Source organism: Mesorhizobium atlanticum (genome assembly GCF_003289965.1).
Lineage (GTDB): Bacteria > Pseudomonadota > Alphaproteobacteria > Rhizobiales > Rhizobiaceae > Mesorhizobium > Mesorhizobium atlanticum.
In genome coordinates this window covers 345,281-372,057 of the sequence record NZ_QMBQ01000006.1, presented here as the reverse complement: position 1 = coordinate 372,057, position 26,777 = coordinate 345,281, and the positions used below count along the sequence as shown (strand labels likewise).

Here is a 26,777-nt window from a genome sequence, read left to right as displayed (position 1 = left end):
AGCTCGGCTGCCGTTGCCCGGCCGTGATCGAGCGGCGCCCGCGGCCGGTCGTGCAGGCCTTCCGGGCCGGTCTCCCGGTAACGTCCAAGCCATTTGTAGCCGGTCTTGCGTGAGATCTCGAAGGCCGCGCAAAGCTGCGTCATCGTCTCCTCACCAGATAGGCACTCCACAACAAACCGAAGCCGTTCATCCATGATGCCAGTCTCTCGCCAAACCATCGCCGGTCCTCCCGGCTGGCGAGAAAACTGTCACCCATCTAATCGGTCCATTCTGTTACCTATCTATCCGGTTCGGACACGGGCACCTTCTCCCCGTATAGAGACGGGGAGAAGGAAAAACTTCAAGCTTCCCCAAAAACCCGCTTGAAGATCGTGTCGACATGCTTGGTGTGGTAGCCGAGGTCGAATTTCTCGCGGATCTCGGCTTCGGAGAGGGCGCCCGTTACGTCCTTGTCGGCGAGCAGTTCCTCCAGGAAATCGGCGCCGTGCTCCCAGACTTTCATGGCGTTGCGCTGCACCAGGCGGTAGGCGTCCTCGCGTGACAGGCCGGCCTGGGTCAGCGCGAGCAGCACACGCTGCGAATGCACCAAGCCTCTGAACTTATTGAGGTTCTTTTCCATATTCTCGGGATAGACGAGCAGCTTGTCGACGACGCCGGTGAGGCGCGCCAGCGCGAAATCCAGCGTTACCGTCGCATCCGGCCCGATCATGCGCTCGACCGAGGAATGCGAAATGTCGCGCTCGTGCCAGAGCGCAACGTCTTCCATGGCAGGCAGCGCCATCGACCGCACCATGCGGGCGAGGCCGGTGAGATTTTCGGTCAGCACCGGGTTGCGCTTGTGCGGCATCGCGGATGAGCCCTTCTGGCCCGGCGAGAAATACTCTTCCGCTTCCAGCACTTCGGTGCGCTGCAGATGGCGGATCTCGACAGCGAGGCGCTCGACCGACGAGGCGATGACGCCCAGGGTGGCAAAGAACATGGCATGCCGGTCGCGCGGGATCACCTGGGTCGACACCGGCTCAGGCTTCAGCCCGAGCTTTGCCGCAACATGCTCTTCGACATAAGGCTCGATGTTGGCGAAGGTGCCGACCGCGCCGGAGATGGCACACGTTGCGATATCCTCTCGCGCGTGCACCAGACGCTCGCGGCAGCGCGAGAATTCGGCATAGGCCTGCGCCAGCTTGACGCCGAAGGTGGTCGGCTCGGCGTGGATGCCGTGGCTGCGGCCGATGGTGACGGTGTCCTTGTGCTCGAAGGCGCGGCGCTTCAGCGCCGCAAGCAAGGCATCGATGTCGGCGAGCAGGATATCGCTGGCGCGGGTCAACTGCACGGCAAGGCAGGTGTCGAGCACGTCCGACGAGGTCATGCCCTGGTGGATGAAGCGGGCGTCCGGTCCGACAAACTCGGCAAGATGGGTCAGGAACGCGATGACGTCATGCTTGGTGACGCGTTCGATCTCGTCGATCTTGGCGACGTCGAACTTGGCCGCGCCGCCTTTTTCCCAGATCGTCCTTGCCGCTTCCTTCGGGATGACGCCCAGCTCCGCCAGCGCATCGCAGGCATGCGCCTCGATCTCGAACCAGATGCGGAAGCGGGTTTCGGGCGACCAGATGGCGACCATTTCCGGCCGGGAATAGCGAGGGATCATCCGTTTTTCAGTCCTGCCTGGGAGAAGCGTCGCCGCGTCCTAACAGAGGCGGGCCCAATGCTCAACGCCGCTGCCGCGCAAACCGGATGCTTGTCGCGACAAGTGCCGCAAAATGAATACGCCAAGCGCGAGAACTGGTAGAGCGCAGTCAACAGCGTGAAGGTGAATTCATGTCCATCACGCCATGGTGAACGAGACGTGCCGTGCCATGCATCCAATCCGGCGTTCATTTGTTATTGTCGGCCGTCTCGCATCCGAAGGGGCACATCCAGCGGAGAACCAGCATGAGCACCGACATCAGCAAGATACGCCCACATATGGAAGTGATCGGCGCCGACGGCGTCCATATCGGCACCGTCGACAAGGTCGAAGGCGACCGGATCAAGCTGACCAAGGCCGATAGCGGCATGGGTTCGCATAAGGGCCATCATCATTACATTTCGCTCGCCCTGGTCGCGGAGATCGATGCCCAGAAAGTATGGCTCTCCGCGAACTCCGATGTCGCGGTCACCTTCGAGGAAGAGAAATCCGATCCGACCTGACCTTTGCTTTTGAGCAATTCCGGCCGGAAAGCTACGGCGAAGACGCCGAGCCTAGCCGCCGGACACTTTTCCTGGAATTGCTCCAAGTCAGCGCGACGACCAAACCGGGAACAGATCGCCGTCGGCCGGTGCCGCGGCATGGACGCCGCGGCTGATGGCCCGCGCCATGGTCGCGCCGGCCGTCGCGAACAGGTCGATCGCGGCATCGGCACCGAGCTCGATGCCGCTTCTGCCGGTCGCCAGGGCAAACACCAGATCGCCGTCGGCCGGCGTGTGCGTGGGCCAGATGGCGCGGGCGAAGCCGTCATGCGCCGAAATCGCCAGCCGCTTGGCCGCAGCCTTGGTGAGGACGGCGTCCGTGGCGATGACGGCGATGGTGGTGCTGCCGGCTGCCCCAAGTCCGCCGACGGGCCTGTCGCGGTATTTCAGCAGGATCTTCCTGGCATCTTCGGGCAGCGGATCAGGATAACCCAATCCACCAAACTCGTCGCCGATCTCAAAGGGCGCCGCCCAGAAATGGCGGCTGTGGCCGACCGTCACCGAGCCGGTTGGGTTGACGGCGGCGAGCGCGCCGATGGTGACGCCGCTGTCGAGCACGGTCGAGGCTGAGCCCAGGCCGCCCTTCAGTCCGAAGGTCAGCGCGCCTGTGCCGGCGCCCGCCGTGCCGATGGCAAAATCCACCGTTGCCGTCTGCACGGCCTCATAGCCAAGCTCGCGATAGGGCGGATAACGACCCCAATCCTTGTCGCCGCCATTGCGCAGGTCGAACAGGATCGCGGCCGGCACGATCGGCACGCGGAAGCCGCCGACCTCGACGCCGATGTTTCTCTCGCGCAGCGCCGCCTGCACGCCGGAAGCCGCATCGAGGCCGAAGGCGGAGCCGCCCGACAGAACCACGGCATGGATCGTCGCGATCGAATTCTGCGGCTCGAGCAGGTCGGTCTCGCGCGTGCCCGGCGCGCCGCCCAGCACCTGGACGCCGGCCACGGCAGGTTCATCGCACAGCACCACCGTAACGCCGGATTTCAGCCTTGGGTCGGTGGCATTGCCAACACGGAGGCCCGCAACGTCGGTGATCAGATTGCGCGGTCCGGTGTGGAACATCACTTGCCCTCCAGCGGTACGAAATGCGTGCCGTCGAACCGGAAGACGCGGAACGGGTTCTGGCCGAGGTCGCCCTTGTCGTCGAAGCGGATGGTGCCGATCGCGGTCGCGAAATCATGGCCGGTCAGCGCTTCGCCGAGCGGTTGGCCGGAGCTTTCCGCGCTGGTCAGCGCGGCCTTGGCGATCTCGACCGCCGCATAGGACGGCAGCGTGTAGCCTTCCGGCACGATGTTTTTTGCGCCGAAGGCCTGCATGATCTTAGGGTCGGCGACTTCCGACCATTCCGGCAGCGCGATCATCAGCGTGCCAACGGCGTAAGGCACATCGCCCGGCGGCGTGCGCAGGTTCTCGCCACCGGCGAAAGTGATGCCTGCATCGAGCTGGGCGGCATCGCGGCCCATGATGGCGATGTCGTCGCCGTCGCCGCCGGCGAACACCTTGGTCGCGCCGGCCTTCTTCAGCCGGCCGACCAACCCGATCTGGTTGTCGAGCTGCGGCCGGAACGTGTCGACGAAGACCGGCTTCAAGGCGGCCTGTTCGGCCGCGGCGCGGAAGGTCTCGGCCATTTCGCGGCCATAGATGGTGCCGTCATCGACGATGGCGAACAGGTCGTCGCGCCAGAGCTGCGTAAGCTTGGCGGCAACCGCGTTGCGCTCATCGTCGCCGCGCGGGCCGAGCCGGTAGACCGGCCAACCGGTCTTGGCGCGCCGGTCGGTCAGGCTTTCGGTGCGCACGCCAACCGTGATCACCGGGATGTTGGCATCTTTAAGGATCGGCAGCGCGGCCTCGATCGCCTCGGTGCAGAGAAATCCCACCACGATATTGACCTTGGCGTCGACGAATTCCTTTGCCGCCGCGGCGCCGCCATCGGCGGTGCAGGCATCGTCGACGGCCTTCACCCCGACGCCGGCTGCCTCCGCCGCCAGACCCGCGCCATTCTCAATTTGCTTGCCCAGCATCGCCGACGGACCGGAAAGCGGCGCCGCAACGCCGACCAGCGTCTCGGCGTCGGCGCTCGCTGTCAGCGACAGCCAGAGCAGCACGGCTGATGTCGTCGTGAGAAGACGCATTCGGGCTAAGAGATCCTCCATGCCGGGAATACAGTCCCGACACTATTCCAAGAAATGCCTAAAGGCTGGCTAAGCGCCGCGCAACACGCGAATTTGCGGATTGCGGTCAAGCACTTCGCCCGTGATAGGTAACTTGTGGCGTGCAATATGCCGCCATATATAACGGGCTTGTTCTGACAGGTGGATTATCGCGTGCTGAAGATCAATGACATCGGGCCGCAGCACTATCGCGATGCGATGGCGCATTTTGCCGGCCATGTGCATGTGGTGACCACGGACGGGCCAGGCGGCAAACGAGGCGCGACGGTGATCGCCGCCTGTTCGGTTTCGGACACGCCGCCGACGGTTCTGGTCTGCCTCAACCGCGAGAACGCCAAGAACGAAGCTTTCATCAAAAACGGCAGGTTCGCGCTCAACACGCTTGCCTCGGACCAGGAAGCCGTCTCGATAGGCTTTTCCGGTGTCACCGGGTTGCCGGCGGACGAGCGCTTTGCGCTTGCCGAGTGGGATGTGATCTCGACCGGCGCGCCGACGCTGAAAGGGGCCCTTGCCGTGTTCGACTGCGAGATCATCGATGCCAAGGACCTTGCCACCCACCGTGTGCTTTTTGGCAAGGTGACAGGCCTGCGCATCGGCGATAATTTGCGGCCACTGATCTACTATAACCGCGGCTATCACGTTCTTTGAACGGGCGGGCGGGATCCACGGAGACAAGATGACCGCGCCGCGCCCCGCGCCCAAATCGATCGACGAAACGCTCGATCTTTTGACCGGCGCGGACTATGTCGCGGATCGCTCGCTGGCGACCGTGCTGTTTCTTTCACTGCGCATGAAGCGGCCCTTGTTCCTCGAAGGCGAGGCGGGCGTCGGCAAGACCGAGATCGCCAAGGTGCTGGCCGACGCGCTCGGTCGCAGGCTGATCCGCCTGCAATGCTATGAAGGGCTCGACGTCTCCTCGGCCGTCTATGAGTGGAACTATGCCGCGCAGATGATTGAGATCCGCATGGAGGAGGCGGCCGGCAAGGTCGTGCGCTCCGACATGGAGCGCAACGTATTTTCCGAGAAATACCTGATCCGCCGCCCGGTGCTCGATGCGCTGACCGGCAAGGCCGGTGCGGCGCCGGTGTTCCTGATCGACGAACTCGACCGCACGGACGAGGCCTTCGAAGCGTTTCTGCTGGAAATCCTGTCGGACTTCCAGGTTACCGTTCCCGAGCTAGGCACGATCAAGGCGGAGGAGCCGCCGATCGTCATCATCACCACAAACCGCACACGCGAGATTCATGACGCGCTGAAGCGGCGCTGCCTCTATCACTGGGTCGACTATCCGAACGCCGAGCGCGAGCTGGAGATCGTGCGCCGCAAAGTGCCGCAGGCGAACCGCCGGCTGTCGGCGGAGGTCGTGTCCTTCATCCAGAAGCTGCGCCAGGTCGAGTTGTTCAAGGCGCCAGGCGTCGCCGAAACCATCGACTGGGCCGGCGCGCTCACCGAGCTCGACAAGGTGGCGCTCGATCCGGAGACCGTGTCCGACACGATCGGCGTGCTTTTGAAGTACCAGGACGACATCGCCCGTATCGGCGAAGGCGAGGGCCGGCGCATCCTCAATGAGGTGAAGGCCGAGCTTTCGGCGGCGGAGTAGGCGCGATGCCCGTGCAGCGTCCGGAACCCAAAGAGGCGGTCGCCGACGGGCGTATCGCCGACAACATCGTCTATTTCGCCCGCGCCTTGCGCAAGGCAGGCATGCGCGTCGGGCCGGCCTCGGTGAAGGATGCCATCGAGGCGGTGCTTGCCGCCGGCATCGGCTCGCGCGACGATTTCTACTGGACGCTGCATGCGGTGCTGGTCTCGCGGCACGAGGACCATCCGGTCTTCGACGAGGCCTTCCGCCTGTTCTGGAAATCGCGCGAGCTGATCGAGAAACTGCTGGCGATGTTCTCGCCGGTCGCGCCGGACAACGCTGAAAAGCAGAAGCCGCGGGCGGCCGAGAATCGCGTCAGCCAGGCGATGTTCGAGGGCCATCAGAAGAGCCAGCCGGTGCGGGAAGTGCCGGAGATCGAGGTCGATGCGCGGATGACTTTTTCCGGCAATGAGGTGCTGCGCGGCAAGGATTTCGCGCAGATGGACGCCGGCGAGATGGCCGAGGCCAAGAAGGCGATCATGGCCTTGCGGCTGCCCTTCGATCTTGTCCGCACGCGGCGCTTCAGGGCCGACCCACAGGGGCGCCGCATCGATCCGCGCGCCATGATGCGCTCGGCCGCGCGCACCGGCGGTGAGCTTACTTTGCCGAAATTCCGCTCGCAGCGCGAAGTGCACCCGCCGCTGGTCGTACTTGCCGACATTTCCGGCTCGATGAGCCAGTACACCCGTCTCTTCCTGCATTTCCTGCATGCCCTGACCGAAAAGCGCCGGCGCGTGCACGCCTTCGTCTTCGGCACGCGGCTGACCAACCTGACCCGGCAGATGCGGCACCGCGATCCCGACGAAGCGCTGGCCGAATGCTCGGCGGCGGTGAAGGACTGGTCGGGCGGCACTCGCATCGGCGATACGCTCGCCGAGTTCAACCGGTTGTGGTCGCGGCGCGTGCTGGGGCAGGGCGCCGTGGTGCTTCTCATCACCGACGGGCTGGAGCGCGACGACGTCACCGGCCTGTCGGAGGAGATGGAGCGACTGCATAAATCCTGCCGGCGGCTGATCTGGCTCAACCCGCTGTTGCGCTTCGATGGCTTCGAGGCGCGCGCCCGCGGCGTCAAAGCGATGCTGCCGCATGTCGACGAGTTCCGGGCGGTGCACAATCTTGACGCGCTGACCGATCTTTGCGCCTCTCTCGACCAGCGGCCGGCGGCCTCGGTCGATCCGCGCCGCTGGTTGCAAACTGGCGGGAGGCGTGCCGCGTAGCCATATGCTGTGCCAGGGAATGTCCCGGCGGGAAAACAGACTTTGTGAGAAGCGACGATGGATGAGAGCATTTATCTCGATGAGGCCCGCGATCCCCTGATCATCGCGGAGGGCTGGATGAAGGACGGCAAGGATGTCGCCATCGCGACCGTGGTCGAGACCTGGGGTTCGGCACCGCGTCCGGTCGGCAGCCATCTTGTCATCGACGCCGAAGGGAATTTCCACGGCTCTGTCTCCGGCGGCTGCGTCGAGAGCGCCGTGGTGACCGAGGCGATGGACGTCATCGGCTCGGGCAAGGCCAGGATGCTGGAATTTGGCGTTGCCGACGAAACGGCATGGCAGGTGGGCCTTTCGTGCGGCGGCCGCATCAAGGTCTATGTCGAGCGGCTGGGCTGATCTTTCATGGATCCATATGTTCTCAAGACCTTGAACGAGGAACGCCGCGCCCGCCGTGCCGCGGTTCTGGTCACCGACCTAGGCGACGGCCGCGACCGCATCGTGCGCGAGGGCGACCCTGTCGCGGGCGATCTCGGGGCAGCGATCGCCAATGCGTTCCGCACCGGCAATTCGCGGTCCGTGGAAGCGGAAGGGCGGACTTTCTTTCTCAACGCGCATCTGCCGCGCCCACGCCTCGTGGTGATCGGCGCGGTGCATATCAGCCAGGCGCTGGCGCCGATGGCCAGGATCGCCGGCTACCCAGTCGAGATCATCGACCCGCGCACCGCCTTTGCGACGCCGGAGCGCTTTCCCGACGTCGCGCTGCATGCCGAATGGCCGGAGGACGTGCTGAAGCGCGCGCCGCTCGACAGCTATACCGCGCTTGCCGCCGTCACCCATGACCCGAAGATCGACGATTTCGCGCTGAAGGCGGCGCTAGATGCCCGATGCTTCTATGTCGGGGCGCTCGGCAGCCGCAAGACCCACGCGAAGCGTGTCGAGCGCCTGCTGGCGCTCGGCGCCGGCGCAGACCAGATCGCCCGTATCCATGCGCCGATCGGCCTCGATATCGGTGCGGCAAGTCCGGCCGAGATCGCCGTCGCCGTCCTGGCGCAGACCATCCACGCCTTCCGCTCGCGCGGCCTCGAAACAAAAGGCGCCGTGGCGTGAAATTCGGACCGGTTCCGATCGACGAGGCTGAAGGGGCCGTGCTGGCGCATGCGACGGCCGCGGGCGAAAGGCGGTTCCGCAAGGCGCACCGGCTGAGCCGCGAGGATGTCGCGGCACTCAAGGCTGCGGGCATCGGCGAAGTCGTCGCGGCGGTGCTTGACCGGGACGATCTAGGCGAGGATGCCGCCGCCGCGAAGATCGCGGCCGCCATGAGCCACCGCAACATCGAGGTCAAGCCGGCCGCCACCGGGCGGGTGAACCTGCATGCAGGCGCCTCGGGCGTGTTTACCGTCGATGCCGGGATGATCGATGCCATCAATGCCGTCGATCCAGCCATCACCATCGCGACGCTGGCGCAGCATGCGCCGGTCGAGAAGGGCCAGATGGTCGCGACGGTGAAGATCATCCCCTTTGCCGTCGCCGCAAGCCTGGTCGACAGAGTGGTGAGAATCTGCGCCGGCCGCGAGATCTTTGCAGTCAACGCCTACCGCCCGATCAATGTCGGCGTCATCCAGACGGTGCTTCCCGGCGTGAAGCCGAGCGTGCTGGATAAGACGCTGCGCGTCACCGAGGCGCGACTGGCGCGTTCCGGCGGCCGGCTGACGGCCGAGCGGCGCACGCCGCACGAGGTTGGCCCCGTCGCCGCGGCCGCGACCCAGTTGGCGCGCGACAATGACATGGTGGTGATCTTCGGCGCCTCGGCGATGAGCGATTTCGCCGATGTCGTCCCGGCCGCGATCGAACGTGCCGGGGGCACCGTCATCCGCGCCGGCATGCCGGTCGATCCCGGCAATCTTTTGGTGCTCGGAACACTCGACGGCAAGCGCGTGGTCGGCGCGCCCGGATGCGCGCGCAGCCCGAAGGAGAACGGCTTCGACTGGGTGCTCGATCGCCTGATTGCCGGGCTCGACGTGACGGCGGGTGATATAGCCGGCATGGGCGTCGGCGGGCTTCTGATGGAAATCCCGACAAGGCCGCAGCCGCGCGAGCCGGCGCCGCAGCCGGCAAGGTCGGCGCTGAAGGTCGACGTCGTGCTTCTGGCCGCCGGCCGTTCGAGCCGCATGGGCGGGCCGAACAAGCTTCTGGCGCTGTTCGACGGCGAGCCCCTGGTGCGCCGCACCGCTTCGCGCGCACTGGGCTCGAAGGCCGCCAGCACCATCGTCGTCACCGGCCATCAGCGCGAGCGCGTGCGTTCCGCACTTGCCGGCCTCAACGTGAAACTCGCAGACAATCCCGATTTCGCCGACGGCCTGGCCTCGTCCTTGAAGGCGGGCATTGCGAAAGTCGCGCCCGACGCGGCCGGCGCCATGATCGTGCTCGGCGACATGCCCGGCGTTTCGTCGAAGGATCTCGACAGCCTGATCGATGCGTTCCGCCGTTCCGGCGGCCACGCGGTCGTGCGCGCCTCGCACCAGGGCAAGCGCGGTAATCCGGTGCTTTTGCCGCGATCGCTTTTTGCGGCGATCGCGCAGCTCGAGGGCGATACCGGCGCGCGCCATCTGGTCGAAGCCGAGGGACTCGACGTTATCGATGTCGAGATAGGGCAGGGCGCATCGATCGATGTCGACACGCCCGAGGCGCTGGAAGGCGCGGGCGGCGTTCTGCAGGATTGACAAAGCAGAGCTGAATTTCGCATGCCTCTCGGCATGTCTTTCCGCTTCCTCTTCGCCCTGCTCGTTGCAACCGGTTTTATCGTTCAGGCTGCCCAGAGCCAGACGCTTTCGCTAAAGCCGTTCAAGGACGACCTGTTTGCCTATCCGGCGACGCTGTCCACCGGCGATAATGGCGCCTACACGGTGCTCGACTATCATGAGATGCGCGACATCAATCAGCGCGACGAGGTGCCGGAAAAGCGTGTGCGCGCACAGTACACCGACCCCGGCGTGCGCAAGGTGCAGCAGGACCTGATGTTGAAGACCGACGCCGGCGATGTCAGGCATGTGGCGGTCGGCAGGACGGAAGGCGCTTCCATCATAGTGCTCTATCTGCATGGGCAAGGCGGCAGCCGCAAGCAAGGGATCGACGATTTTACTTTCGGCGGCAACTTCAATCGCATCAAGAATCTGATGGCCGCCAATAACGGCCTCTATCTTTCGCCCGACTTCCCCGATTTCGGCGACAAGGGCGCGGCGCAGGTCGCGGCGCTCATCGATCACTACGCCCAACAATCGCCCGGCGCGAAGATCTTCGTCGCCTGCGGCTCCATGGGCGGCATGATCTGCTGGAAGCTCGCCGCGCGCAGGGACACGGGCGGCCGCATCAACGGGCTGCTGCTGCTCGGATCGCTGTGGGACGACAGCTTCCTCACCAGCCCGGCCTTCAAGCGCCGCGTGCCGGTGTTCTTCGGCCAGGGCAGTCATGACGTGGTCTTCCCGGTCGAGAAGCAGGAAGCTTTCTTCCGATCGATCCTGGCCAAAAAATCCTATCCGACCCGATTCGTGCGCTTCGAGACAGGCACGCATGGAACGCCGATCCGCATGGTGGACTGGCGCGGCACGCTGAACTGGATGCTGGCGAAAGCGCCGTGACCTTGCGAGGAATTATGGCGCGGTGTTGTAGTCGATGATCGTCTGCGGATTGATCTCGCCGTCATAGGAAGCATCGACGTCGTACTGGACGAGCGAGAAGTCACCGTTGCGGAACAGATAGGTCCCCGATGACGAGGCATCGCCGACGCCACGCCATTTGTTGGATGTGGTGATGGTTTTCGTGTTCTCGTCATAGTCCGAGTTGGTCGCCCAGCCGCTGGTCTTGAAACCGATGATGTGGATCGATTCGACCTTGCCTTCGCTGTTGTTGTTCTCATAGCGGATGTCGAGATCCGGCTCGGTGAACTGCAACTGGGTCACGCCGTTGACATCGTCGGCAATGTAATAGACCGCCGTCTCGTTGTAGGCGGCCATCGAGCAGAAGAAGCGGAACAGCCGCGTCTCGCGCTCCGGGTCGCTGGGCTGGGCGTCCTTGTCCTTGTAATGGATCGAATGGGCCTCGGGCTCGCCGATCGGCTTGCCGTCGGGATCCTGTTTGTCGCACTGCCCGCCATAAGTGGCGAGAAACGCCTTCTTGGCCTGTTCCAGCGCTTCGTCCTTCTTCGGCGGCGGCGGGCCGTCGCCGCAGCTTGCCGGCACGGCGCTGTCGAAATCCTCCGTGGACGGCTTCAGCGCGCCCTTGTCGATGAAGATCGGCTGGAAAGGCGGCTCCTGGACCTGCGCATTGACCTGGCGGACCGTGTAGCAGCCCGCGAAAACCTTGGCCTCGCCCTTCTTGTCGGTCGCCTGGATGGCGACCGGGACGCTGTAATAGATGCTGCCGGCGGCACCTTCTTCCGATACAGCGCCGGTCTTGACTTCAACGGCATCGGTGCCGTCGTAGCCCTTCACGAAAGCGTTGAAATCTTTAGCCGGCTTTGTATCGCCGAAATAGCCCCAGGCGCGGGCGAATTCGTGGCGGTTGATGGCGCTGTAAAGCGAGCGGATGACGGCGTCGGCGCTGGACCTGTCGTCAATATACGGCGCGTCGGCCGCAAAAGCGGACTGGCCGATACTGGACAGGCAAAAGACGGCAGCCACAGCGACAAAGGCATGTCTCATCGGGAATCTCCGCTCGATAACGAAAATACTACCACGGCGATTGCGGCGGCGCGGTGACGTTTGGGGGCACGAACGCTTGAAGAATTGTGGCCGTAGGCGTTAGGTCATGGCCCGCGGCGTTGGGGCCGCCTGGGGAGATTATCGGTGACCATTTCCATGTACGACATATCGGTTGGAGTCTTTTCCGCTCGGCTGAAGGCGCTGGCCAGTGTGCTGACGGCGGCGGAGCAGAATGCCGGCGAGCGCAAGATCGATCCGCAGGTGTTTCTCACGGCGCGGCTGGCGCCGGACATGTTCGCGCTGGCCAGGCAGGTCCAGATCGCCACCGACCATGCCAAGGGCGCGCCGTCGCGGCTCGCCGGCCGCGAGGTGCCGAAATATGAGGACAATGAAGCGAGCTTTGCCGAGCTGCAGGCCCGAATCGCCAAGACGCTCGATCATCTGGCGACGTTCTCGGCGGCCGATCTGGAGGGGTCGGAGGATAGAACGGTTGAAGTGAGGCTCGGCGGACGCGAAACCACGCTGCCCGGCTTGCAATATCTCCTGCACCTGGCGATGCCGAATTTCTATTTCCACGTCACGACGGCCTACGACATCCTGCGCCATAATGGCGTGCCGCTCGGCAAGCAGACATTTTTGGGAAATCGCTGACTTTTGGGTGGCTTTGAGGTTTCCCGGCAGTCCGGGAAACCTCTTTGGTTCAGTGTTGTTCAGCGGACCGACATCTCGCGCGCGATGCGCGGAAAATCCGCTGGCTTGATGCCGATGTCGGCACGGTCGGCATTGCTCATCGCGTTCAGAAGCGCGAGCGCCGCGCGGTAGCGCTGGTGTTCCTGCGGCCGAGGCCGAGCGAACATTTCCGTGAAGAACCCCATGACTCAGTTGCCCCTGTTGGTCCTCCCGACAACAAAATATAATCGATTTGTTAAAATTGTGCAGTGCAGCAATTGCATGGCTGCCATGCCGCATCAAATTTTTTCCGCCACAATCGGTTTTCCGCGAAACTTTCCGGCGGGCTCAATCGTAGGCATGGCTGCCGGCACATGGCTGGCTTTTTCCTCGCCACTCCTGGCGACCTTGCCGGACTGCACAAAAATGCGGTCCGGCCTTTTACTAGGTGGTTCCGGGCGGCAAAATGCCTGCAATTGTTAACCTCGCCAGAAGTCATTTTTAACGAGGGCGTCCTATTTTTAGCAACATCAACGCATGCCGTCACGACAGGGAGGCTGAGATCGGCACCGGTAACAAGCTCGATTTCGCTTCGTTGCTCGACGACCTGATCGTCGCCTCGGAGAAAGGCGAGGAAGAGGGGGGCCGGCCGTCTATCCCGTTCGACTATCTGTCCGTTGCCGATGAACTTCATTCCGGCCGCATCAAGGTCGCGAGCGAAAGTGTCGCCGCCGAATATCGCGAGTCCGCCGCCGACCTTGCCGCGGAGTTCGCCGCGCTTCTCGACCAGGCAAAGGTGTCGCTCGCGGGTGAAGAGCATCGGCCCGAGGAGCACCTGCCGTCGATCGATCCCGAAGCAATTGCCGGCGAACTCGGCCTCGACCGGCCGGCCAAGAATGCCGATTTCGGCCGTATCCGACGCAATTTCGCTTTCGCCAACCATCCGGACCGGGTCGCGCCGCATCTGCGCCAGCGCGCCATGATCCGCATGCAGGTGGCGAATATGCTGATCGACGAGGCCAAGCGGCGGGCCTTGGCGGGGGCCAGACGGTAGCCGCGCGGATTCACCTAGTCTGAGGCAGCAGGGCTTGGAGAAACTCCGGCCTGTGCTTTATGCTTGAACTTCCTCCTCGCGCTGTCCGCGCAACCTCCCGCCGGAGAAACCCCATGCACAAACGCCGCCTCGGTCGGACCGACCTCCTTGTTTCGCAAATCTGCCTCGGCTCGATGACCTGGGGGCAACAGAACACCGAAGCAGAGGGCCACGCGCAGATGGATCTGGCTTTCTCGCGCGGCGTGAACTTCATCGACACGGCGGAGCTTTACCCGATCCCGCCCAAGGCGGAGACGCAAGGGCGGACCGAGAAGACCATCGGCAGCTGGATGAAGACCAATCGCAACCGCGACAAGGTCATCCTTGCCTCGAAGGTGGTCGGCCGCACGGCCAACACATGGTTCCGCGGCGATCGTCCATCGAAGCTGGTGCGCGCCGATATCTTCGACGCCGTCGAGAAATCGCTGGCCAAGCTCGACACCGATTACATCGACCTCTACCAGATCCACTGGCCGGACCGGGACATTCCGTGGGGCTCGAATCCGACGCGCGTCGGGGCGGTGGCGCGGCGCCCGGATGCGGCAGGCGCTCCGGGAGACGAGGCGCCGATTGCCGAAACGCTCGCCGTCTTCGACGAACTGGTGAAAGCCGGAAAGATCCGCCATCTCGGCCTTTCGAACGAAAGCTCCTGGGGCGTCATGCGCTTCGTCTTCGAGGCCGAAAAGGGGACCGGCCCACGCGTCGCCTCGCTGCAGAACGCCTACAACCTCGTCAACCGCACGTTCGAGGTGAACCTTGCCGAAGTTTGCGAGCGCGAGCAGATCGCGTTCCTTCCCTATTCGCCGCTGGCGCAGGGATACCTGACCGGCAAATACGACCATGGCGCGCGGCCGCAGGGTTCGCGCTCGCAGCTGTTCAACCGCGGCCAGCGTTATGAGACGCCAAATGCGGCGGAAGTGCTGCTTCAGTACAATGAGCTGGCGCGCTCCTTCGGCATGGAGCCGGCGCTTTTCGCCAATGCCTATGTGACAAGCCGGCCCTTTGTCACCGCGAACATCGTCGGCGCGACAACCATCGCACAGCTCGAGATGGCGCTCGCCTCGGCCGACGTAAGCTGGACGGAAGAGATGCAGAAGGCGGTCGACGCCATCCACCAGCGTGTCGGCAATCCGTGTCCTTGAGCGAAATCGTTTAAAAACAAAGGGGTGGAGACAATGGAAGAGTTTCCGGTCGAGGCCGTGCGCGGCAGATTTCCGGCGCTTTCGCTGACCGATCAAGGGCGCCGGCGCATCTACCTCGACAATCCCGCCGGCACGCAGGTGCCGCAGGCCGTGGCGGATGCGGTGTCGCACTGCATGCTCTCGACCAACGCCAATCTGGGCGGCTTCTTTGAAACGACGGTCGCGGCGCAGCAAGTGGTCGATGGGGCGCATGCGGCGATGGCCGATTTCCTGAACGCATCAAGCGTCGAGGAGATCGTCATCGGCGCCAACATGACGACGCTGACCTACCACATGTCGCGCACGCTTGGCCGGACGATGAAGCCGGGCGACGAGATCATCGTCACGCGCATGGACCATGAGGGCAATGTGTCGCCCTGGCTGCAGCTTGCCGAGGATCTTGGCCTTGTCGTGCGCTTCCTGCCGTTCGACGAGCGGAGCTGGCAGGTGGAGGAAGCAGCGCTGAAGGCGCTGCTGTCGGACAAGACGCGGCTCGTCGCGCTGAATTATGCCTCCAACCTCACCGGCTCGATCAACCGGGTGAAGGCACTGACGTCGATCGCCAGGCAGGCCGGCGCGCTGGTCTATGTCGACGCCGTGCAGTTCGCGCCGCATGGGCTGATCGACGTGCAGGCGCTCGGCTGCGATTTCCTGATCTGCTCGGCCTACAAGTTCTTCGGGCCGCATATGGGCATATTGTGGGGGCGCCGCGACGTGATCGACGGTCTCAAACCTTACAAATGCCGCTGTTCGTCGAATGGGCTGCCGGAACGGTTCGAACTCGGCACGCCGCAGATCGAGCTGATGGCCGGGCTGACGGCGGCAATCGACTATTTCGCCGATCTCGGCGCTTCCGCCGGCGAGGGCGGCTCGCGGCGGCAGCGGATCGCCAAGGCATTCGAGGTGTCGATCGCATATGAGAATGCGCTGGCCCGGCAATTGATCGAAGGTCTCTCCGATATCGAGGGCCTGATCATCCGCGGCATCACCGATCCGGAACGCCTTGCCGAGCGGGTGCCGACCGTTTCCTTCACGGTCGAGGGCATCGCGCCGGAAACGATCGTGCGGCAGATGAACGCCGAAAACATCTTCCTGTGGTCGGGCCACAATTATGCGTGGGAGATCGTCCACCAGCTCGGCATTCCGGCCGAGCAGGGCGTCGTGCGCATCGGCATTGCGCAATACAACACGGCGGCCGAGATCGAGGAGACGCTGGAGAGCGTTCACCGTGTAATCGCGATGCTACGGCAGCAACGATCGTAAACGCTCTATCGCTGCTTGCCGCCGAAACCGGTCAGGAAAGCGGTGAGATTGTCGCCCAGCGCATCGCAGAGATAGCCGCCTTCCTGAACGATGACTGTGGGTAGTCCGAGCCCGGCAATCGCTTCGCCGATGCGCGAGAAACCCTGTGTCGTCACCGACAGGCCACCGAACGGATCGCCCTCGAAGGCGTCGAGGCCGAGCGCCACGACCAGCGCTTCCGGCGCGAAGGCACGGATGCGCTGGAAGGCTGTCGACAGCGCTTCGAGAAAGGGCGCGTCGCCGGATTTTCGAGGCAGCGGCAGGTTGAGATTGTAGCCGAGGCCGGGGCCTTCGCCGCGCTCGTCGGCATGGCCCCAGAAGAACGGATAGAAGCGCACCGGATCGGCGTGCAGCGAGACGGTGAGCACGTCGGGACGGGCGTAGAAGATGCCTTGCGTGCCGTTGCCGTGATGCAGGTCGACATCGAGGATGGCGACGCGGGCGGAATTCTTCCGCAGCACCTGCGCTGCGACCGCCGAATTGTTGATGAAGCAGAAGCCGCCGGCGACATCGGCGAAGGCATGGTGGCCCGGCGGACGGCAAAGCGCATAGGCCGAAGGCGCGCCGGCCATCACCGCCTCAGCGGCTTCGACCGCGCTCCAGGCGCTCCACAGCGCGCTGTTCCAGGTCTCGGCCGAGATCGGGCAGGCGGTATCGGACATGTGGTAGCCGGCCTGGCCGACTGCCGAAGCCGGATAGGAGCCGTTGCGGGCGATCGGATGGATGTTCGGGATGACTTCCGCCGAAGCGCCTTCGATGCGCTGCCAGCGCGGAAAAATGTGCTCGAGGAAGTCGAGATATTCAGGCGAATGCACCGCCGCGATCGGGCCCAGCCCATGTTTCCCCGGGCGTTCGATCGTCAAGCCGGCCGATCTTGCGCCGGCTAACAATCTTTCGATCCGCTCCGGCTTTTCCGGGTTCGGCTGCGGCGCGCCGCTGGAGAGGAAAGCCTTGGGATCATGGCGTTTCTGCTCCTCGGCATAGAAGGCTTTCATCGTCATTCCTCCGGCGTGTCGGCAAAGGCGAAGAAGGCATCGCCGACGATCTTCTGCACCTGCTCGTAGCTCGACCAGCCGATGCCCAGTCTTTCATAGAAGGTCTTGGCGGTCTCGTTGTCGGTATCGACGGACAGCCTCAGATAGACGCCGCCCGCCGCGCGGCATTCCTTCGCGACGCGCCGCAGCAGTTTTTCGCCGATCCGGCGGCCGCGAAAGCGGTCCTCGACATAAAGGTCCTGCACATAGACGCCTGGACGGCCCATCCAGGTCGAGAAGATCGGGAAATGCAGGCAAACCCCGGCGAACTCGCCGCCGACTTCGGCAATCAGCGTCGAGAAGGCGGGCTTGTCGCCGAAGCCGTAGCGGCGCAGATCGTCGGGCGTCGAGGTTATTTCCTGATGCGCGCCGATGTGAGTGCCGAGACGCAGCAGGGCGGCGTGGATGGTTTCGACGTCGTCGATGCGGCCGGGACGGACGACTGTCCTGGTGCCTTCCTGCCGCATCGATCAGGCCGGCGATTGCGCCGGCCCAAGGCCGGTCAAAAGATCATCAAGCTCCTCGATCTGGTCTTCCGAGAAGACACGAACGCCGTTTGCTTCGAGCAGCGCTGTGGTTGTGCCGCGGCCCGCCACGCGTTTTCCCGAGAAACTTCCATCATAGACGAAGCTGCTGCCACAGGACGGGCTGCCATCGGTCAGAACGGCGAAGCGGCACCCTGTTTCACGCGCCAGATCAAGCGCAAGCTGCCCAGCGTCGAGGTAAAGCTGGGTCACGTCCTTCCCGGTCTTTTCAACGACCCGGCCCTGTCCATGCAACACGGCATGGCCGTCGCCTGTGCCGCAGATCTCCGCCGGTGGGCGTGGCGTGGAGAAACCGGCCGCAACTTCAGGGCAGATTTGCACGAGCCGTCCTTCCGACTGCCACCGCGCGAGCACAGGGTGACCGCTGAGCCGATAGGAACCATTGTAGCGCACCTTGCTGCCAAGCAAGCAGGCCGAGACAAGCACCCTGTCCATTTCTGCTTTTCCTCCGCAACTCTCCCACGGCGCACCGCATCGCGAGATGGTCAGCTTTCCACCGGCAGGTCGAGTTCCTTTGCCAGCGCTTCCAGCGAGTCGCCGATGATGGCGATCATCTCGCCGATCTGCTCTCGGGTGATGATCATCGGCGGCGCCACCATGAAATTGTCGCCGTCGACGCCGCCCTTGACCTTGCGGCCATAGATGATCAGGCCGCGCGCATAGGCGTGATCGAGCAGGCGCGGCGTTGCCTTCAGGGACGGATCCATCGGCCTCAGGGTTTCCGGATTGGCGACCATTTCGGCGCCGGTTAGCAAGCCCTTGCCGCGCACGTCGGCGATGAAGGGGAAGCGCTTTTGCAAGCCCCTCAACTCCGCCATCAGCACGTCGCCCATGGCGGCGGCGTTGGCGATGAGATCAAGCCGGTCCATTTCGCCGAGCACGGCGAGGCCGGCGGCGCAGGCTAGAGGGTTGCCGGCATAGGTATGGCCGTGCTGGAAGCCGCCTGAGGCCAGCAGCGGCTCGACCAGGCGCATCGGCGCGGCAAGAGCGCCGAGCGGCGCGTAGCCCGAGCCCAGCCCCTTCGAAAGTGCGACGATATCAGGCCTGCAGTTCCAGTGATCGCCGCCGAGGAACTTGCCCGTCCTGCCGGCGCCGCTCATCACCTCGTCATGGATCAGCAGGATGCCATAGCGGTCGCAGATCTCGCGGATGCGCGGATAGTAGCTGTCGGGCGCAACGAGCGCGGCGGTCGCCGCACCTCCGACCGGCTCCATGATGAAGGCCAAAACGCTTTCCGGGCCTTCGGCTAAAATCTTCTCCTCCAGCATGTCGGCGTAGCGGATGCCGCGCTGTTCCATCGAGAGGTTGTCGCGGTCGCGCCAGGCGGTCGGGGCCGGCACCGCGGGCATCACCTTCATCATCGGCGTGAAGGTTTCGGCGAGCGCGTCGTCGCCGGTGACGGCAAGCGAGCCGAGCGTGCCGCCATGATAGGAGGGGAAGCGGGTGATCACTTTCCAGCGCTTGGGCTGGCCGGTGGCGACCGCCCATTGCCGGGCGAGCTTGATGCAGGATTCCGTCGCTTCCGAGCCGCCGGAAACGAAGAAGATGCGGTCCATGCCTTCAGGCAGTTTTCCGGCCAATTCCCGCGCCAGTTCTTCGGCCGGTTCGTTCTCGAAATGCAGCCGGTAAGCGAAGGTGGTCTTGTCCATCTGCCGCTTCATGGCGTCGAGCACGTTGCGGTTGGAATGGCCGATATTGGCGACCATCGGCCCGCTCGAGCCGTCGATGAAGCGTCGTCCATCCTGCGTCCAGAAATAGATGCCCTCGGCGCGATCGACCAGCGGCCGGCGCAGGCTGGAGAGATAGAACAGATGCGACGGCGGTCGTGCTTCGGTGTCGGGCGAGGGCTGCACTTCCAGTTTCGGCATGTCAGGACTTTCCGAGATAGCGGTCGAGAACATTCTTCGTCACGCGTTCGACCATCGCGTCCTGCCTTAGCAGGCCGGCGACCCATTCGCAGCTTCCGGCATGGAACACCTCGCCCTTGCCGCGCGGGAAATTGACGATCATGCCGTTGCCGCGCTTGACCTTGTCGAGATTGGCGTCGCTGGCCTCGCCGAACAAGGTCTCGGCGGTGAAGCGGCCATCCTCGTCGGTGAGGAACTGATCCTCGATCGGAATGTCGGCGCTTTCCTCAACCTGGCTCGCCATGCCGACCGCCAGAACCTGCAAGCCGTCCGGCGCGCCGCTCTCCGCGGTCGGGTAGGGCATGCCGCCGCGTATCTCGAAGTCCAACCCGTCGACCTCATAGCCATAGACATGGCTGTCGGCGCCGAGCAGGTCGCCGTAATAGATGCCGGTGCCGGCGAAGGCCCAATGCTCGGGACGGTAGACCGGGAAGCCGCGCACGCCGCGCGGCGCGCAGCCGCCCCAGCCGGCATAGACGCCTCGCGTCGCATTGAGGCCGAAGGTGGCGCTCCCCGGACGTCCGATCTCGGGCGCTTCCCAGGAATTGGTGGCGCGGGTGACGTCACCGCCGCGATAGGCCGGGTCTTCCGCGCGCGCCTTGTATTTGTAGCAAACCTGGCGGCGGCCTTGGTCTTCCAGCCTGGTCTGCCACATGAAATTGCCGGCGAAGCGCGCGGCACGTCCGCCGCGCTCGACATAGTTGTCGACGGCGTCGCGCATCTCCCAGGTCCAGTATTCATCGTGCCCTACGAAGACGACGCAGTCGTAGCCGTCGAGGATTTCGGGCGAGAAATGCAGCTCGTGCTGGCTGGCGAGATCGACCTGATAGCCGGCGCGTTCAGCGAAGCGGAAGAAGTGGCTGTCATAGCTCGCCCAGCCGGAAGAGGCGTATTTCTTCGAATGCCCGGTGGCGAAGGCCCATTCCATGTGTGGGTAGCGCGGCACGGTTTTCGGCGGCACGGCGACTTCGACCGGCACGCGCGGCGCATCCTTGGGCAGCACGACGAAGCCGCGGCACCAGGGACGCTGCGTAGACACCATCGTCGCGTACTGATCGCGGCTAGGGCCGGTGATGCCCTGATAGTGGTTCGAGCCGCCCCAGGTGTTGTAGGCAAGCCAGGTGCCGGTCGCGGCCACCTGCAGCAGACGGCCCGGCTTGCGGCCGGGCAAAGGCGCGACGATGAAGAGATGGTGGCTGCGGATCGGATTGCCGTCGCGCCCTTCGGCAAGAAGCGCGACGCGATAGGCGCCCGATGGCCAGTCGTCGCCGACACGGAATTCGAAAGAAGCCTCCCAGCCGCATCCTTGGACCGAGCATTGGTCTGGCGTGTTTTGCCAGCGCGCCGACAGGCCCGATCCCTCGAACACCTTGGTTTCGCTGTCGCCGTCGCGGATGACGGCAAGGCTGAAGTGCGGCGCCGACGAACTGACGAAAAGCGTGACTATCTCGCCCGGACGATAGGAAAACCGGTCGCTGTAGCCCCAGATCTCACCGCGCTCGCCGTCCATGCCCGGCCATTCGTAATAATGGCCGCGCACCGCCTCGCGGCGCTGCTCGGGCGTCAGCCCGAAATTGGGAAATTCGGTGGGCAATTGCGTCAAGGGACACCTGAGATAACGAAGCCGTCATTGAGACCATCGGCCGGCCAAGCGTCAAATGGAAAGCATCGGGCCAGCAGGCACCCGCGCTTGGCGATATCCGGCAAACGGACTATTCAGCTTCAGGCGACGTTTCAACGCCGGGAGCCGATATGCTGCGTGTGCAAAAGGTCAAGGTCGACGACATCTACGTGCCGACGGCGCGGCGCAAGACGCTGCATCCCGAGACCGTGCGCCATCTTGCCGAGGATATTCTCGAGAACGGCATGAAGACGCCGATCCAGGTGCGGCACGACGGCAAGCGCCACATCCTGGTCGAGGGGCTGCACCGGCTCGAAGCCGCGAAATGGCTGGGCGAGACCATGATCGACGCCTATCTCGTTCAGGCCAAGCGCCACTAAGGTGTCTCGATATTCAGGTGATGCCGGCCTGCAAACGGCGGCTTTCTGCGCTTCCGGTGCTCACGTACCCAAAAGTACGCTCCGCTCCGGTTCTCGAAAGCCACCGTTTTCGACTCGGCCTGACCTGAATCTCAACACACCTTAAACCGGCTGCGGTCTCATAAGGATTGCCGATCTACGAGGCCTTGGCCCTTCGCGGCTGGCGCAGATGCCTGACGCCGCTCATTTCGACGAATTTCGTCGCCGTGTCCCAGAGATAGTCGCCATAAAGGAACGGCTCGAAGGGCTCGGCGCCCTTGAGCGGCAGCGGCGCGATCTCGGCGTCGACGCGTGGCTCATAGAAGAACGGAATCGAGAAGCGCGCCTGTTTGGGCGCGATCACCCGATGCCGGGTCGCCCGCACCCGGCCGGCGGTCCAGCGCTCGAGCAACTGGCCGAAATTGACGGCGAGCGTGTTGTCGGCGGGCGGCACATCGATCCACTCGCCGGCAAGGGTCTTGGCCTGCAGGCCTTCGACGCCGTCCTGCGCCAGCAAGGTGACGAAACCGGAATCGGCGTGCTCACGACCGATGATGGTCCGTATCTCGCCTTTGTGCATCACGGAGAAGTCCGGCCCGCTCAGATCGACCCCGCTGTTCGGGTCACGCAGCGGATAGCGGATCAGGCGCAATGTGGAGATGCCGCCTTCGAAATCCTTATCGAAAATCGTCTCGGTCAGCCCAAGGCCGCGCGCGACCGAGCGCAGCAGCGCGTTGCCGACCCTCTCCATTGCCTTGTAGTAGCCGGCGGCAGCCTGGCGCCAGCCGGGCAGGGCGCTTTCGGGCGGGAGCGGCGTGGCCTCGCAGAGCGGATCGGTGGCATCGAGGCCGGAGGGTTCGGTCCGCGCCTCGGCGATGTCCGGCCCCATATCGATGCCTTCCTTATAGGAGACGGCGCCCGGCTGCAGCGGAAACCAGCCGCGATAGACATTTTCCTTGGTGCGGTCGAAATTCCAGCGCAGCAGCTTCTGCTTTTCAGCCTCGGGCAGCGAAAAGATCGCCAGCAGCTGGGCCCGCGTCCGCGGCGTCAGCCATCGTCGCCCGGAAAGTCGCGGATCGCCATGAAGCCGATGCCGGAGGCCGCGGCCATGATCCTCGAGTCGGTCTGGTCGCGGGCATGTGAGGGCGGACCGAACAAGGGTGCGATCGCTATCGTGTCGATGTCGGCCATCAGCTTCCTCCCCTCGGACACCGTAGCAGGGCGTGGCGACCGGCGATTGTCAATCGTGGGCGAGGACATGTCATTGGGCCACCCGTATCAGCGCGGGCGATCGCATCCCATCAATGTTTTTTGTTTGACCCAATCATGCCGGCCACTACCTTGCCGGCATTTCCTCGAAACGGGTGTCGGCGATGACGAAATATGAGGGCGGGTGCCTGTGCGGCGCGGTGCGTTACAAGGCCGAGGTCACGCCGATCAACGAGCGCGTCTGCCATTGCCGGATCTGCCAGAAGGCGATCGGCTCGGCCTTCAATGCCCGCCTGCTCTTCCGCATCGACGATGTGACGATCGAGGGGCCGGTGGCGACGATCAATTCCACGCCTGACCTTCAGCGCGGCTTCTGCCCTGTGTGCGGCACGACGATGTTCTCGCGGCGCGACTCCAGGGGCATTCTCGGCGTCACGTCGGGCTCGCTCGACGACCCGTCGCTGTTCAAGCCCGACATGCATTTCTGGACCGCCTCAAAGCAGCCCTGGCTGATGCTCGACGACGGCCTGCCGCAATATGAAGGCGCGCCGCCAGCTTAGCGTTTTACCTTCTCCCACAGGGGGAAGGTAAAGGCCTGCACAAAAATTTCATCTCCGCTGCACGAGATAGCCGGCAAAGCGTCATTGGCGGGCCATCATTGGCTGCCTATCTAAGCGCCATGCGGGCAGGCAGTGAGGAGGCGACGGATGAGCGAGAGCATCAACACCCTGGACGAGCTTTTGAACGACCCGATGGTCCAGCTCGTGATGGCGCGCGACCGGGTGCGCCCGGCGGAGCTTCGCCTGCTTTTGGAAAAGGCTCGCGACAGGGCCGGCGACGATTCCCGCATTGACCAGGCTTCGGTGCCGCCCGCGCATGTCGTGGCAAGAAGCTGCCTGAAGCAGTGGCTGTACCGCTGAGGCAGCTCCAGGAAGATGGTCAGCTCGAATACGCCGGCAGGTAAGCGTAGTGATTGCGTAAGTAGGCGAGCTTGAAGCCGAGCCGGTCGTAGTTGCGATAGGCCGGTCCGTCGCGGTCGGGGAGCGGCGCCTCGATATCGGCGACAAACAGCTTCGCGCCGGCGGCGATGCCGTCGCGAACCAGCCTTTCCCCAAGCATGGCATCCAGATCGAAGCTCGGCGCCATGATGCCGGGCACCGGCGCGTCGATACCGCTCCAGGCGGCGCCGTCAGGGCCGATAAAAAGCGAGCGCACCGCGGCGACCGCGCCGCCACGTTTCAGCATGTAGTGGTGCCAACCCTTGCGGCCGACAAGCGCGGTAAGCCAGGGCGAGGTGGGGAGCCTGTATTTGGCATCGATGAAAGAAGCCCATTCCGAAGCCGTCCTGGGGGTGACCTCCTCGACCACCGGATCGTCTACCGGGATCAGCGGATCGCCCGGGAAGAGCGGTTCGGCTGGCAGCGGTGTCGCGTTGCGATAGATGCGCTCCCAGCCGCCCTGATGCTGCAAGCCGCGCGCTTCCAGCCAGCATCTCAGCCGCGACGGCTCTGTGTGCGGACTGGTGTAGAACCACGGCCGCCTGATGCCGGCATTGCGATAATGCGCGAGCAACACGTCGAGCTGGTCTTCCGTCGCCGGCCCATCGACGCCGATATTCTTCACGCAGTTGAAATGGATGAACGGGATTGTCGTGCAGGTGGTCCAGACCAGATCGCCGTCGCTCGCGATCGACAGCCCTTGCCGTGCCGCGAAATCGGCGGGAGCCGCCTCGTAAAGGTCGCGCCAGGCCGCGACCTCGGCGCGCTCGATGGCGCGGCTCATATCGCGCGATACCTCCTCAATCGCGATTTCCGGAGCGTGCGTTTCCGGCGGCGCGAGGGGCTCGAGTTCCGAGAGGGCGGCGGTCGACATAGTATCCTCCTCCGATTTGCCTTACAGTGTAAGATTAGCAGAGGATAATATGACGCAGCCTGTTGTCAAGCAGGATTAGCGGCACCTTACAAATCCGTGAGTTGGAATCACGCTATCGTGAGGCTAAGCCTCTCCTAGAGGGGCTTTTCGAAGACGATTCACTTTTGCCTCGGCAAGGATCGAGGCGCAGGGAAAAGGGTTGAGATGACCGACGTCTGCACTCAAGGACTGGATACCGGCTTTGTCGGCCTGGGCTATGCCAAGGTGGCGTTCCTGGGCATCGTGCAGGGCATCACCGAATTGCTGCCGATCTCGTCGACGGCGCATATGCGCATCGTGCCGGCGGTGCTCGGCTGGCAGGATCCCGGATCGGCCTTCTCGGCCGCCATGCAGCTCGCGGCGCTCGCGGCGGTGGTCAGCTATTTCTGGAGCGATGTCAGGGACGTGCTGTTCGGATCGATCTCGGCGATCGCGCGCCGCGATTTCGGCGACCGCCATTTCCGCCTGGCGATCAGCATCGTGCTGGCCACCGTCCCGATCGTCATTGCGGGCCTTGCGCTTTCCGGCGTGCTCAACGCCTGCAATTCGCCCCTGCGCGGGCTCGCCGTCATCGGCTGGGCCTGCATCGCCATGGCCATCCTGTTGGCGCTCGCCGAGATCTTCGCCAGCCATAAGCTGATGCTGCGCCAGGCCTCGATCCTCGATGCGCTCCTGGTTGGTGTCGCCCAGGTCGGCGCGCTCATTCCCGGAGTCTCGCGCTCGGGCTCGACGCTCACGGCGGCGATGGGGCTGGGTTTCGCCCGGCCGGAGGCGGCGCGCCTCTCGTTCCTGCTCGGCTTGCCGGCCATCGCGCTCGCCGGCCTCAAGGAGCTCTATGAACTGCACAAGGTGCATCTCGACGCGCATGGCTGGTCGGTCCTGGCCGTCGGCCTCGTCGTCGCTTCGATCTCGGCCTTTTTCGCGATATGGGGGCTGATGCGGGTGCTCGAACGCTTTTCCGCCTGGCCGTTCGTGATCTATCGCGGCCTGCTCGGCGTGGTCCTGCTGATCAGCGTCGCGGCCGGATGGCTCACCTGAAGCAATCCGGGAAATCCGCGCAGCGGCTTTCGTCCTGAATTGGCGTAAAAGCAAAGAGTTAGAGGTCTCGACCGAATCCGCTATATCGACGCTGACCCTCGGGGGCGCTGATGGATCTTGTGACTTTGCTGCAATCTGTGCCGTTGCTGGCCACACTGATGAAATCGGCGGTGCCCGCCGCCGTCGGCGCGGGCATGGGGCTTGGTCAATGGCTGGCGGCGCTGCCGCCCTGCCGCAACCAGACTTTCGAGAACGCGTCCTACCTCGTCTGCGAGACCGATCCGAGGCGTTTTTCCATCGAGCTCTTCTGGAAGAACAAGGATGGCGACTTCTACCGGTCGCTGCACAATCTGCGCAACGCGCAGCAAGCGGCGGGGCGCACCATGCTCTTCGGCATCAATGCCGGCATGTACCATCCGAACCTCGCGCCGGTCGGGCTCTATGTCGAACGCGGCGAGCAGGTCACGCCGGCGAAGACCGGATCGGGAACCGGCAATTTCTCCATGCAGCCAAACGGCATCTTCTATCTCAGCGCCGGCAAGGCAGGTGTTCGCGCGACCAAGGACTACCTGAAGCGTCCGCCGCGCGTGGACTACGCCACGCAGTCCGGGCCGATGCTGGTCATCGACGGCAAGCTGCATCCGAAATTCCAGGCCGACGGCACCTCGCGCAAGATTCGGGATGGCGTCGGCGTGCGCGCCGACGGCGTCGCGGTTTTCGCGATCTCGGACGGTGTCGTCACCTTCCACGAATTCGCGCGGCTGTTCCGCGACCAGCTCGGCTGCCCGAACGCGCTTTTCCTCGACGGCTCGATTTCGAGCCTCTATGCGCCGGGCATCGGCCGCAACGACGATTTCTGGAATCTCGGGCCGATGATCGGCGTGTTCAGGCAGTGATCAAAGCGCTTTTTGCG

The 26,777-nt window shown here is 64.1% G+C and carries 31 protein-coding genes; 17 read left to right on the top strand and 14 right to left on the bottom strand.

Going from position 1 to position 26,777, the window contains the following annotated elements; all coding sequences use genetic code 11:
- Both DPM35_RS22565 and purB read right to left on the bottom strand, forming a co-directional pair.
- Window positions 1-218, bottom strand: a 218-nt coding sequence (locus tag DPM35_RS22565; protein WP_146767959.1) for a helix-turn-helix domain-containing protein, incomplete at its 3' end; no start/stop codon positions are given.
- Window positions 219-340: 122 nt separating this feature from the next.
- Window positions 341-1,648: an adenylosuccinate lyase gene (gene purB / locus DPM35_RS22560; protein ID WP_112129428.1), complete on the bottom strand. Its 1,308-nt coding sequence runs from the start codon at window positions 1,646-1,648 to the stop codon at window positions 341-343.
- A gap of 284 nt (window positions 1,649-1,932) precedes the next feature.
- Between purB and DPM35_RS22555 the strand changes: the two genes are divergently transcribed.
- Window positions 1,933-2,190: a DUF2171 domain-containing protein gene (locus tag DPM35_RS22555; protein WP_112129427.1), complete on the top strand. Its 258-nt coding sequence runs from the start codon at window positions 1,933-1,935 to the stop codon at window positions 2,188-2,190.
- An 87-nt stretch (window positions 2,191-2,277) separates the two neighbouring features.
- Here the strand turns inward: DPM35_RS22555 and DPM35_RS22550 are convergent, their stop codons facing one another.
- Together DPM35_RS22550 and DPM35_RS22545 are read right to left on the bottom strand one after the other, a co-directional pair.
- Window positions 2,278-3,294, bottom strand: a complete 1,017-nt coding sequence (locus tag DPM35_RS22550; protein WP_112129426.1) for a P1 family peptidase — start codon at window positions 3,292-3,294, stop codon at window positions 2,278-2,280.
- Window positions 3,294-4,364: a branched-chain amino acid ABC transporter substrate-binding protein gene (locus DPM35_RS22545; RefSeq protein WP_112129425.1), complete on the bottom strand. Its 1,071-nt coding sequence runs from the start codon at window positions 4,362-4,364 to the stop codon at window positions 3,294-3,296. Before DPM35_RS22545 ends, DPM35_RS22550 begins: the two co-directional genes overlap by 1 nt.
- A 192-nt stretch (window positions 4,365-4,556) precedes the next feature.
- Here DPM35_RS22545 and DPM35_RS22540 point away from each other — a divergent pair, with 192 nt between their 5' ends.
- Genes DPM35_RS22540 through DPM35_RS22510 form a run of 7 tightly spaced genes read left to right on the top strand, consistent with a single transcriptional unit; the run spans window position 4,557 to window position 10,894 of the window.
- Window positions 4,557-5,051 carry a flavin reductase gene (locus DPM35_RS22540; RefSeq protein ID WP_112129455.1) on the top strand — a complete coding sequence of 165 codons (495 nt, stop codon included), beginning with the start codon at window positions 4,557-4,559 and terminating at the stop codon, window positions 5,049-5,051.
- A 28-nt stretch (window positions 5,052-5,079) separates the two neighbouring features.
- Window positions 5,080-6,003 carry an AAA family ATPase gene (locus DPM35_RS22535; RefSeq protein ID WP_041008673.1) on the top strand — a complete coding sequence of 308 codons (924 nt, stop codon included), beginning with the start codon at window positions 5,080-5,082 and terminating at the stop codon, window positions 6,001-6,003.
- A 5-nt stretch (window positions 6,004-6,008) separates the two neighbouring features.
- Window positions 6,009-7,259 (top strand): vWA domain-containing protein, encoded by a 1,251-nt coding sequence (locus tag DPM35_RS22530; RefSeq protein WP_181592102.1) that lies wholly within the window; start codon window positions 6,009-6,011, stop codon window positions 7,257-7,259.
- A gap of 57 nt (window positions 7,260-7,316) precedes the next feature.
- The gene (locus tag DPM35_RS22525; RefSeq protein ID WP_112129424.1) at window positions 7,317-7,655 is read left to right on the top strand and encodes an XdhC family protein; all 339 of its coding nucleotides are present in this window, start codon (window positions 7,317-7,319) and stop codon (window positions 7,653-7,655) included.
- Window positions 7,656-7,661: 6 nt separating this feature from the next.
- A complete protein-coding gene (locus DPM35_RS22520) occupies window positions 7,662-8,366 on the top strand; it encodes an XdhC family protein (RefSeq protein WP_112129423.1) in 705 nt (234 codons plus the stop codon).
- Complete coding sequence (locus DPM35_RS22515) at window positions 8,363-9,979, top strand: NTP transferase domain-containing protein (RefSeq protein WP_112129422.1); 1,617 nt, start codon at window positions 8,363-8,365, stop codon at window positions 9,977-9,979. Before DPM35_RS22520 ends, DPM35_RS22515 begins: the two co-directional genes overlap by 4 nt.
- 33 nt (window positions 9,980-10,012) lie before the next feature.
- Complete coding sequence (locus tag DPM35_RS22510) at window positions 10,013-10,894, top strand: alpha/beta hydrolase (RefSeq protein ID WP_112129453.1); 882 nt, start codon at window positions 10,013-10,015, stop codon at window positions 10,892-10,894.
- Window positions 10,895-10,906: 12 nt separating this feature from the next.
- Here DPM35_RS22510 and DPM35_RS22505 read toward each other — a convergent pair whose 3' ends face one another.
- Window positions 10,907-11,956, bottom strand: coding sequence for a DUF1176 domain-containing protein (locus DPM35_RS22505; protein WP_112129421.1), 1,050 nt, complete (start codon window positions 11,954-11,956; stop codon window positions 10,907-10,909).
- 144 nt (window positions 11,957-12,100) lie between these two features.
- On the opposite strand from DPM35_RS22505, the gene DPM35_RS22500 reads away from it, so the two are divergent.
- Window positions 12,101-12,607: a DUF1993 domain-containing protein gene (locus DPM35_RS22500; protein WP_112129420.1), complete on the top strand. Its 507-nt coding sequence runs from the start codon at window positions 12,101-12,103 to the stop codon at window positions 12,605-12,607.
- Between the two features lie 59 nt (window positions 12,608-12,666).
- Here the strand turns inward: DPM35_RS22500 and DPM35_RS22495 are convergent, their stop codons facing one another.
- The gene (locus DPM35_RS22495; RefSeq protein ID WP_112129419.1) at window positions 12,667-12,831 is read right to left on the bottom strand and encodes a YjiS-like domain-containing protein; all 165 of its coding nucleotides are present in this window, start codon (window positions 12,829-12,831) and stop codon (window positions 12,667-12,669) included.
- Window positions 12,832-13,220: 389 nt separating this feature from the next.
- On the opposite strand from DPM35_RS22495, the gene DPM35_RS22490 reads away from it, so the two are divergent.
- The 3 genes from DPM35_RS22490 (at window position 13,221) to DPM35_RS22480 (ending at window position 16,162) form a co-directional block, all read left to right on the top strand.
- Entirely contained in the window at window positions 13,221-13,679 is a 459-nt protein-coding gene (locus DPM35_RS22490) for a hypothetical protein (protein WP_112129418.1), read from the top strand.
- Between the two features lie 113 nt (window positions 13,680-13,792).
- Entirely contained in the window at window positions 13,793-14,860 is a 1,068-nt protein-coding gene (locus DPM35_RS22485; protein WP_112129417.1) for an aldo/keto reductase, read from the top strand.
- Window positions 14,861-14,893: 33 nt separating this feature from the next.
- Window positions 14,894-16,162, top strand: a complete 1,269-nt coding sequence (locus DPM35_RS22480; RefSeq protein WP_112129416.1) for a cysteine desulfurase-like protein — start codon at window positions 14,894-14,896, stop codon at window positions 16,160-16,162.
- Between the two features lie 5 nt (window positions 16,163-16,167).
- Here DPM35_RS22480 and DPM35_RS22475 read toward each other — a convergent pair whose 3' ends face one another.
- The 5 genes from DPM35_RS22475 to DPM35_RS22455 are packed head-to-tail and all read right to left on the bottom strand — an operon-like array spanning window position 16,168 to window position 21,290.
- Complete coding sequence (locus tag DPM35_RS22475; protein WP_112129415.1) at window positions 16,168-17,196, bottom strand: histone deacetylase family protein; 1,029 nt, start codon at window positions 17,194-17,196, stop codon at window positions 16,168-16,170.
- 2 nt (window positions 17,197-17,198) lie between these two features.
- Window positions 17,199-17,702 (bottom strand): GNAT family N-acetyltransferase, encoded by a 504-nt coding sequence (locus tag DPM35_RS22470; RefSeq protein WP_112129414.1) that lies wholly within the window; start codon window positions 17,700-17,702, stop codon window positions 17,199-17,201.
- Window positions 17,703-17,705: 3 nt separating this feature from the next.
- Window positions 17,706-18,215, bottom strand: coding sequence for a 2-thiouracil desulfurase family protein (locus tag DPM35_RS22465; protein ID WP_112129413.1), 510 nt, complete (start codon window positions 18,213-18,215; stop codon window positions 17,706-17,708).
- A gap of 50 nt (window positions 18,216-18,265) precedes the next feature.
- Window positions 18,266-19,648, bottom strand: coding sequence for an aminotransferase family protein (locus DPM35_RS22460; RefSeq protein ID WP_112129412.1), 1,383 nt, complete (start codon window positions 19,646-19,648; stop codon window positions 18,266-18,268).
- Between the two features lies 1 nt (window position 19,649).
- Window positions 19,650-21,290 carry a N,N-dimethylformamidase beta subunit family domain-containing protein gene (locus DPM35_RS22455; protein ID WP_112129411.1) on the bottom strand — a complete coding sequence of 547 codons (1,641 nt, stop codon included), beginning with the start codon at window positions 21,288-21,290 and terminating at the stop codon, window positions 19,650-19,652.
- A gap of 149 nt (window positions 21,291-21,439) precedes the next feature.
- Between DPM35_RS22455 and DPM35_RS22450 the strand changes: the two genes are divergently transcribed.
- Window positions 21,440-21,688 carry a ParB N-terminal domain-containing protein gene (locus DPM35_RS22450; protein ID WP_042644583.1) on the top strand — a complete coding sequence of 83 codons (249 nt, stop codon included), beginning with the start codon at window positions 21,440-21,442 and terminating at the stop codon, window positions 21,686-21,688.
- Window positions 21,689-21,863: 175 nt separating this feature from the next.
- Here the strand turns inward: DPM35_RS22450 and DPM35_RS22445 are convergent, their stop codons facing one another.
- Both DPM35_RS22445 and DPM35_RS32870 read right to left on the bottom strand, forming a co-directional pair.
- Complete coding sequence (locus DPM35_RS22445) at window positions 21,864-22,595, bottom strand: 2OG-Fe(II) oxygenase family protein (protein ID WP_245431607.1); 732 nt, start codon at window positions 22,593-22,595, stop codon at window positions 21,864-21,866.
- A 158-nt stretch (window positions 22,596-22,753) separates the two neighbouring features.
- Entirely contained in the window at window positions 22,754-22,897 is a 144-nt protein-coding gene (locus DPM35_RS32870; protein ID WP_245431606.1) for a hypothetical protein, read from the bottom strand.
- Window positions 22,898-23,079: 182 nt separating this feature from the next.
- Here DPM35_RS32870 and DPM35_RS22440 point away from each other — a divergent pair, with 182 nt between their 5' ends.
- Window positions 23,080-23,475: a GFA family protein gene (locus tag DPM35_RS22440; protein WP_112129410.1), complete on the top strand. Its 396-nt coding sequence runs from the start codon at window positions 23,080-23,082 to the stop codon at window positions 23,473-23,475.
- Window positions 23,476-23,622: 147 nt separating this feature from the next.
- A complete protein-coding gene (locus tag DPM35_RS22435; protein WP_073986662.1) occupies window positions 23,623-23,835 on the top strand; it encodes a hypothetical protein in 213 nt (70 codons plus the stop codon).
- Window positions 23,836-23,854: 19 nt separating this feature from the next.
- Here DPM35_RS22435 and DPM35_RS22430 read toward each other — a convergent pair whose 3' ends face one another.
- Complete coding sequence (locus DPM35_RS22430) at window positions 23,855-24,787, bottom strand: hypothetical protein (protein ID WP_112129409.1); 933 nt, start codon at window positions 24,785-24,787, stop codon at window positions 23,855-23,857.
- A 204-nt stretch (window positions 24,788-24,991) separates the two neighbouring features.
- On the opposite strand from DPM35_RS22430, the gene DPM35_RS22425 reads away from it, so the two are divergent.
- Window positions 24,992-25,864, top strand: coding sequence for an undecaprenyl-diphosphate phosphatase (locus DPM35_RS22425; protein ID WP_112129408.1), 873 nt, complete (start codon window positions 24,992-24,994; stop codon window positions 25,862-25,864).
- Window positions 25,865-25,974: 110 nt separating this feature from the next.
- Window positions 25,975-26,760: a phosphodiester glycosidase family protein gene (locus tag DPM35_RS22420; protein WP_112129407.1), complete on the top strand. Its 786-nt coding sequence runs from the start codon at window positions 25,975-25,977 to the stop codon at window positions 26,758-26,760.
- The last annotated feature ends 17 nt before the right edge of the window (window positions 26,761-26,777 follow it).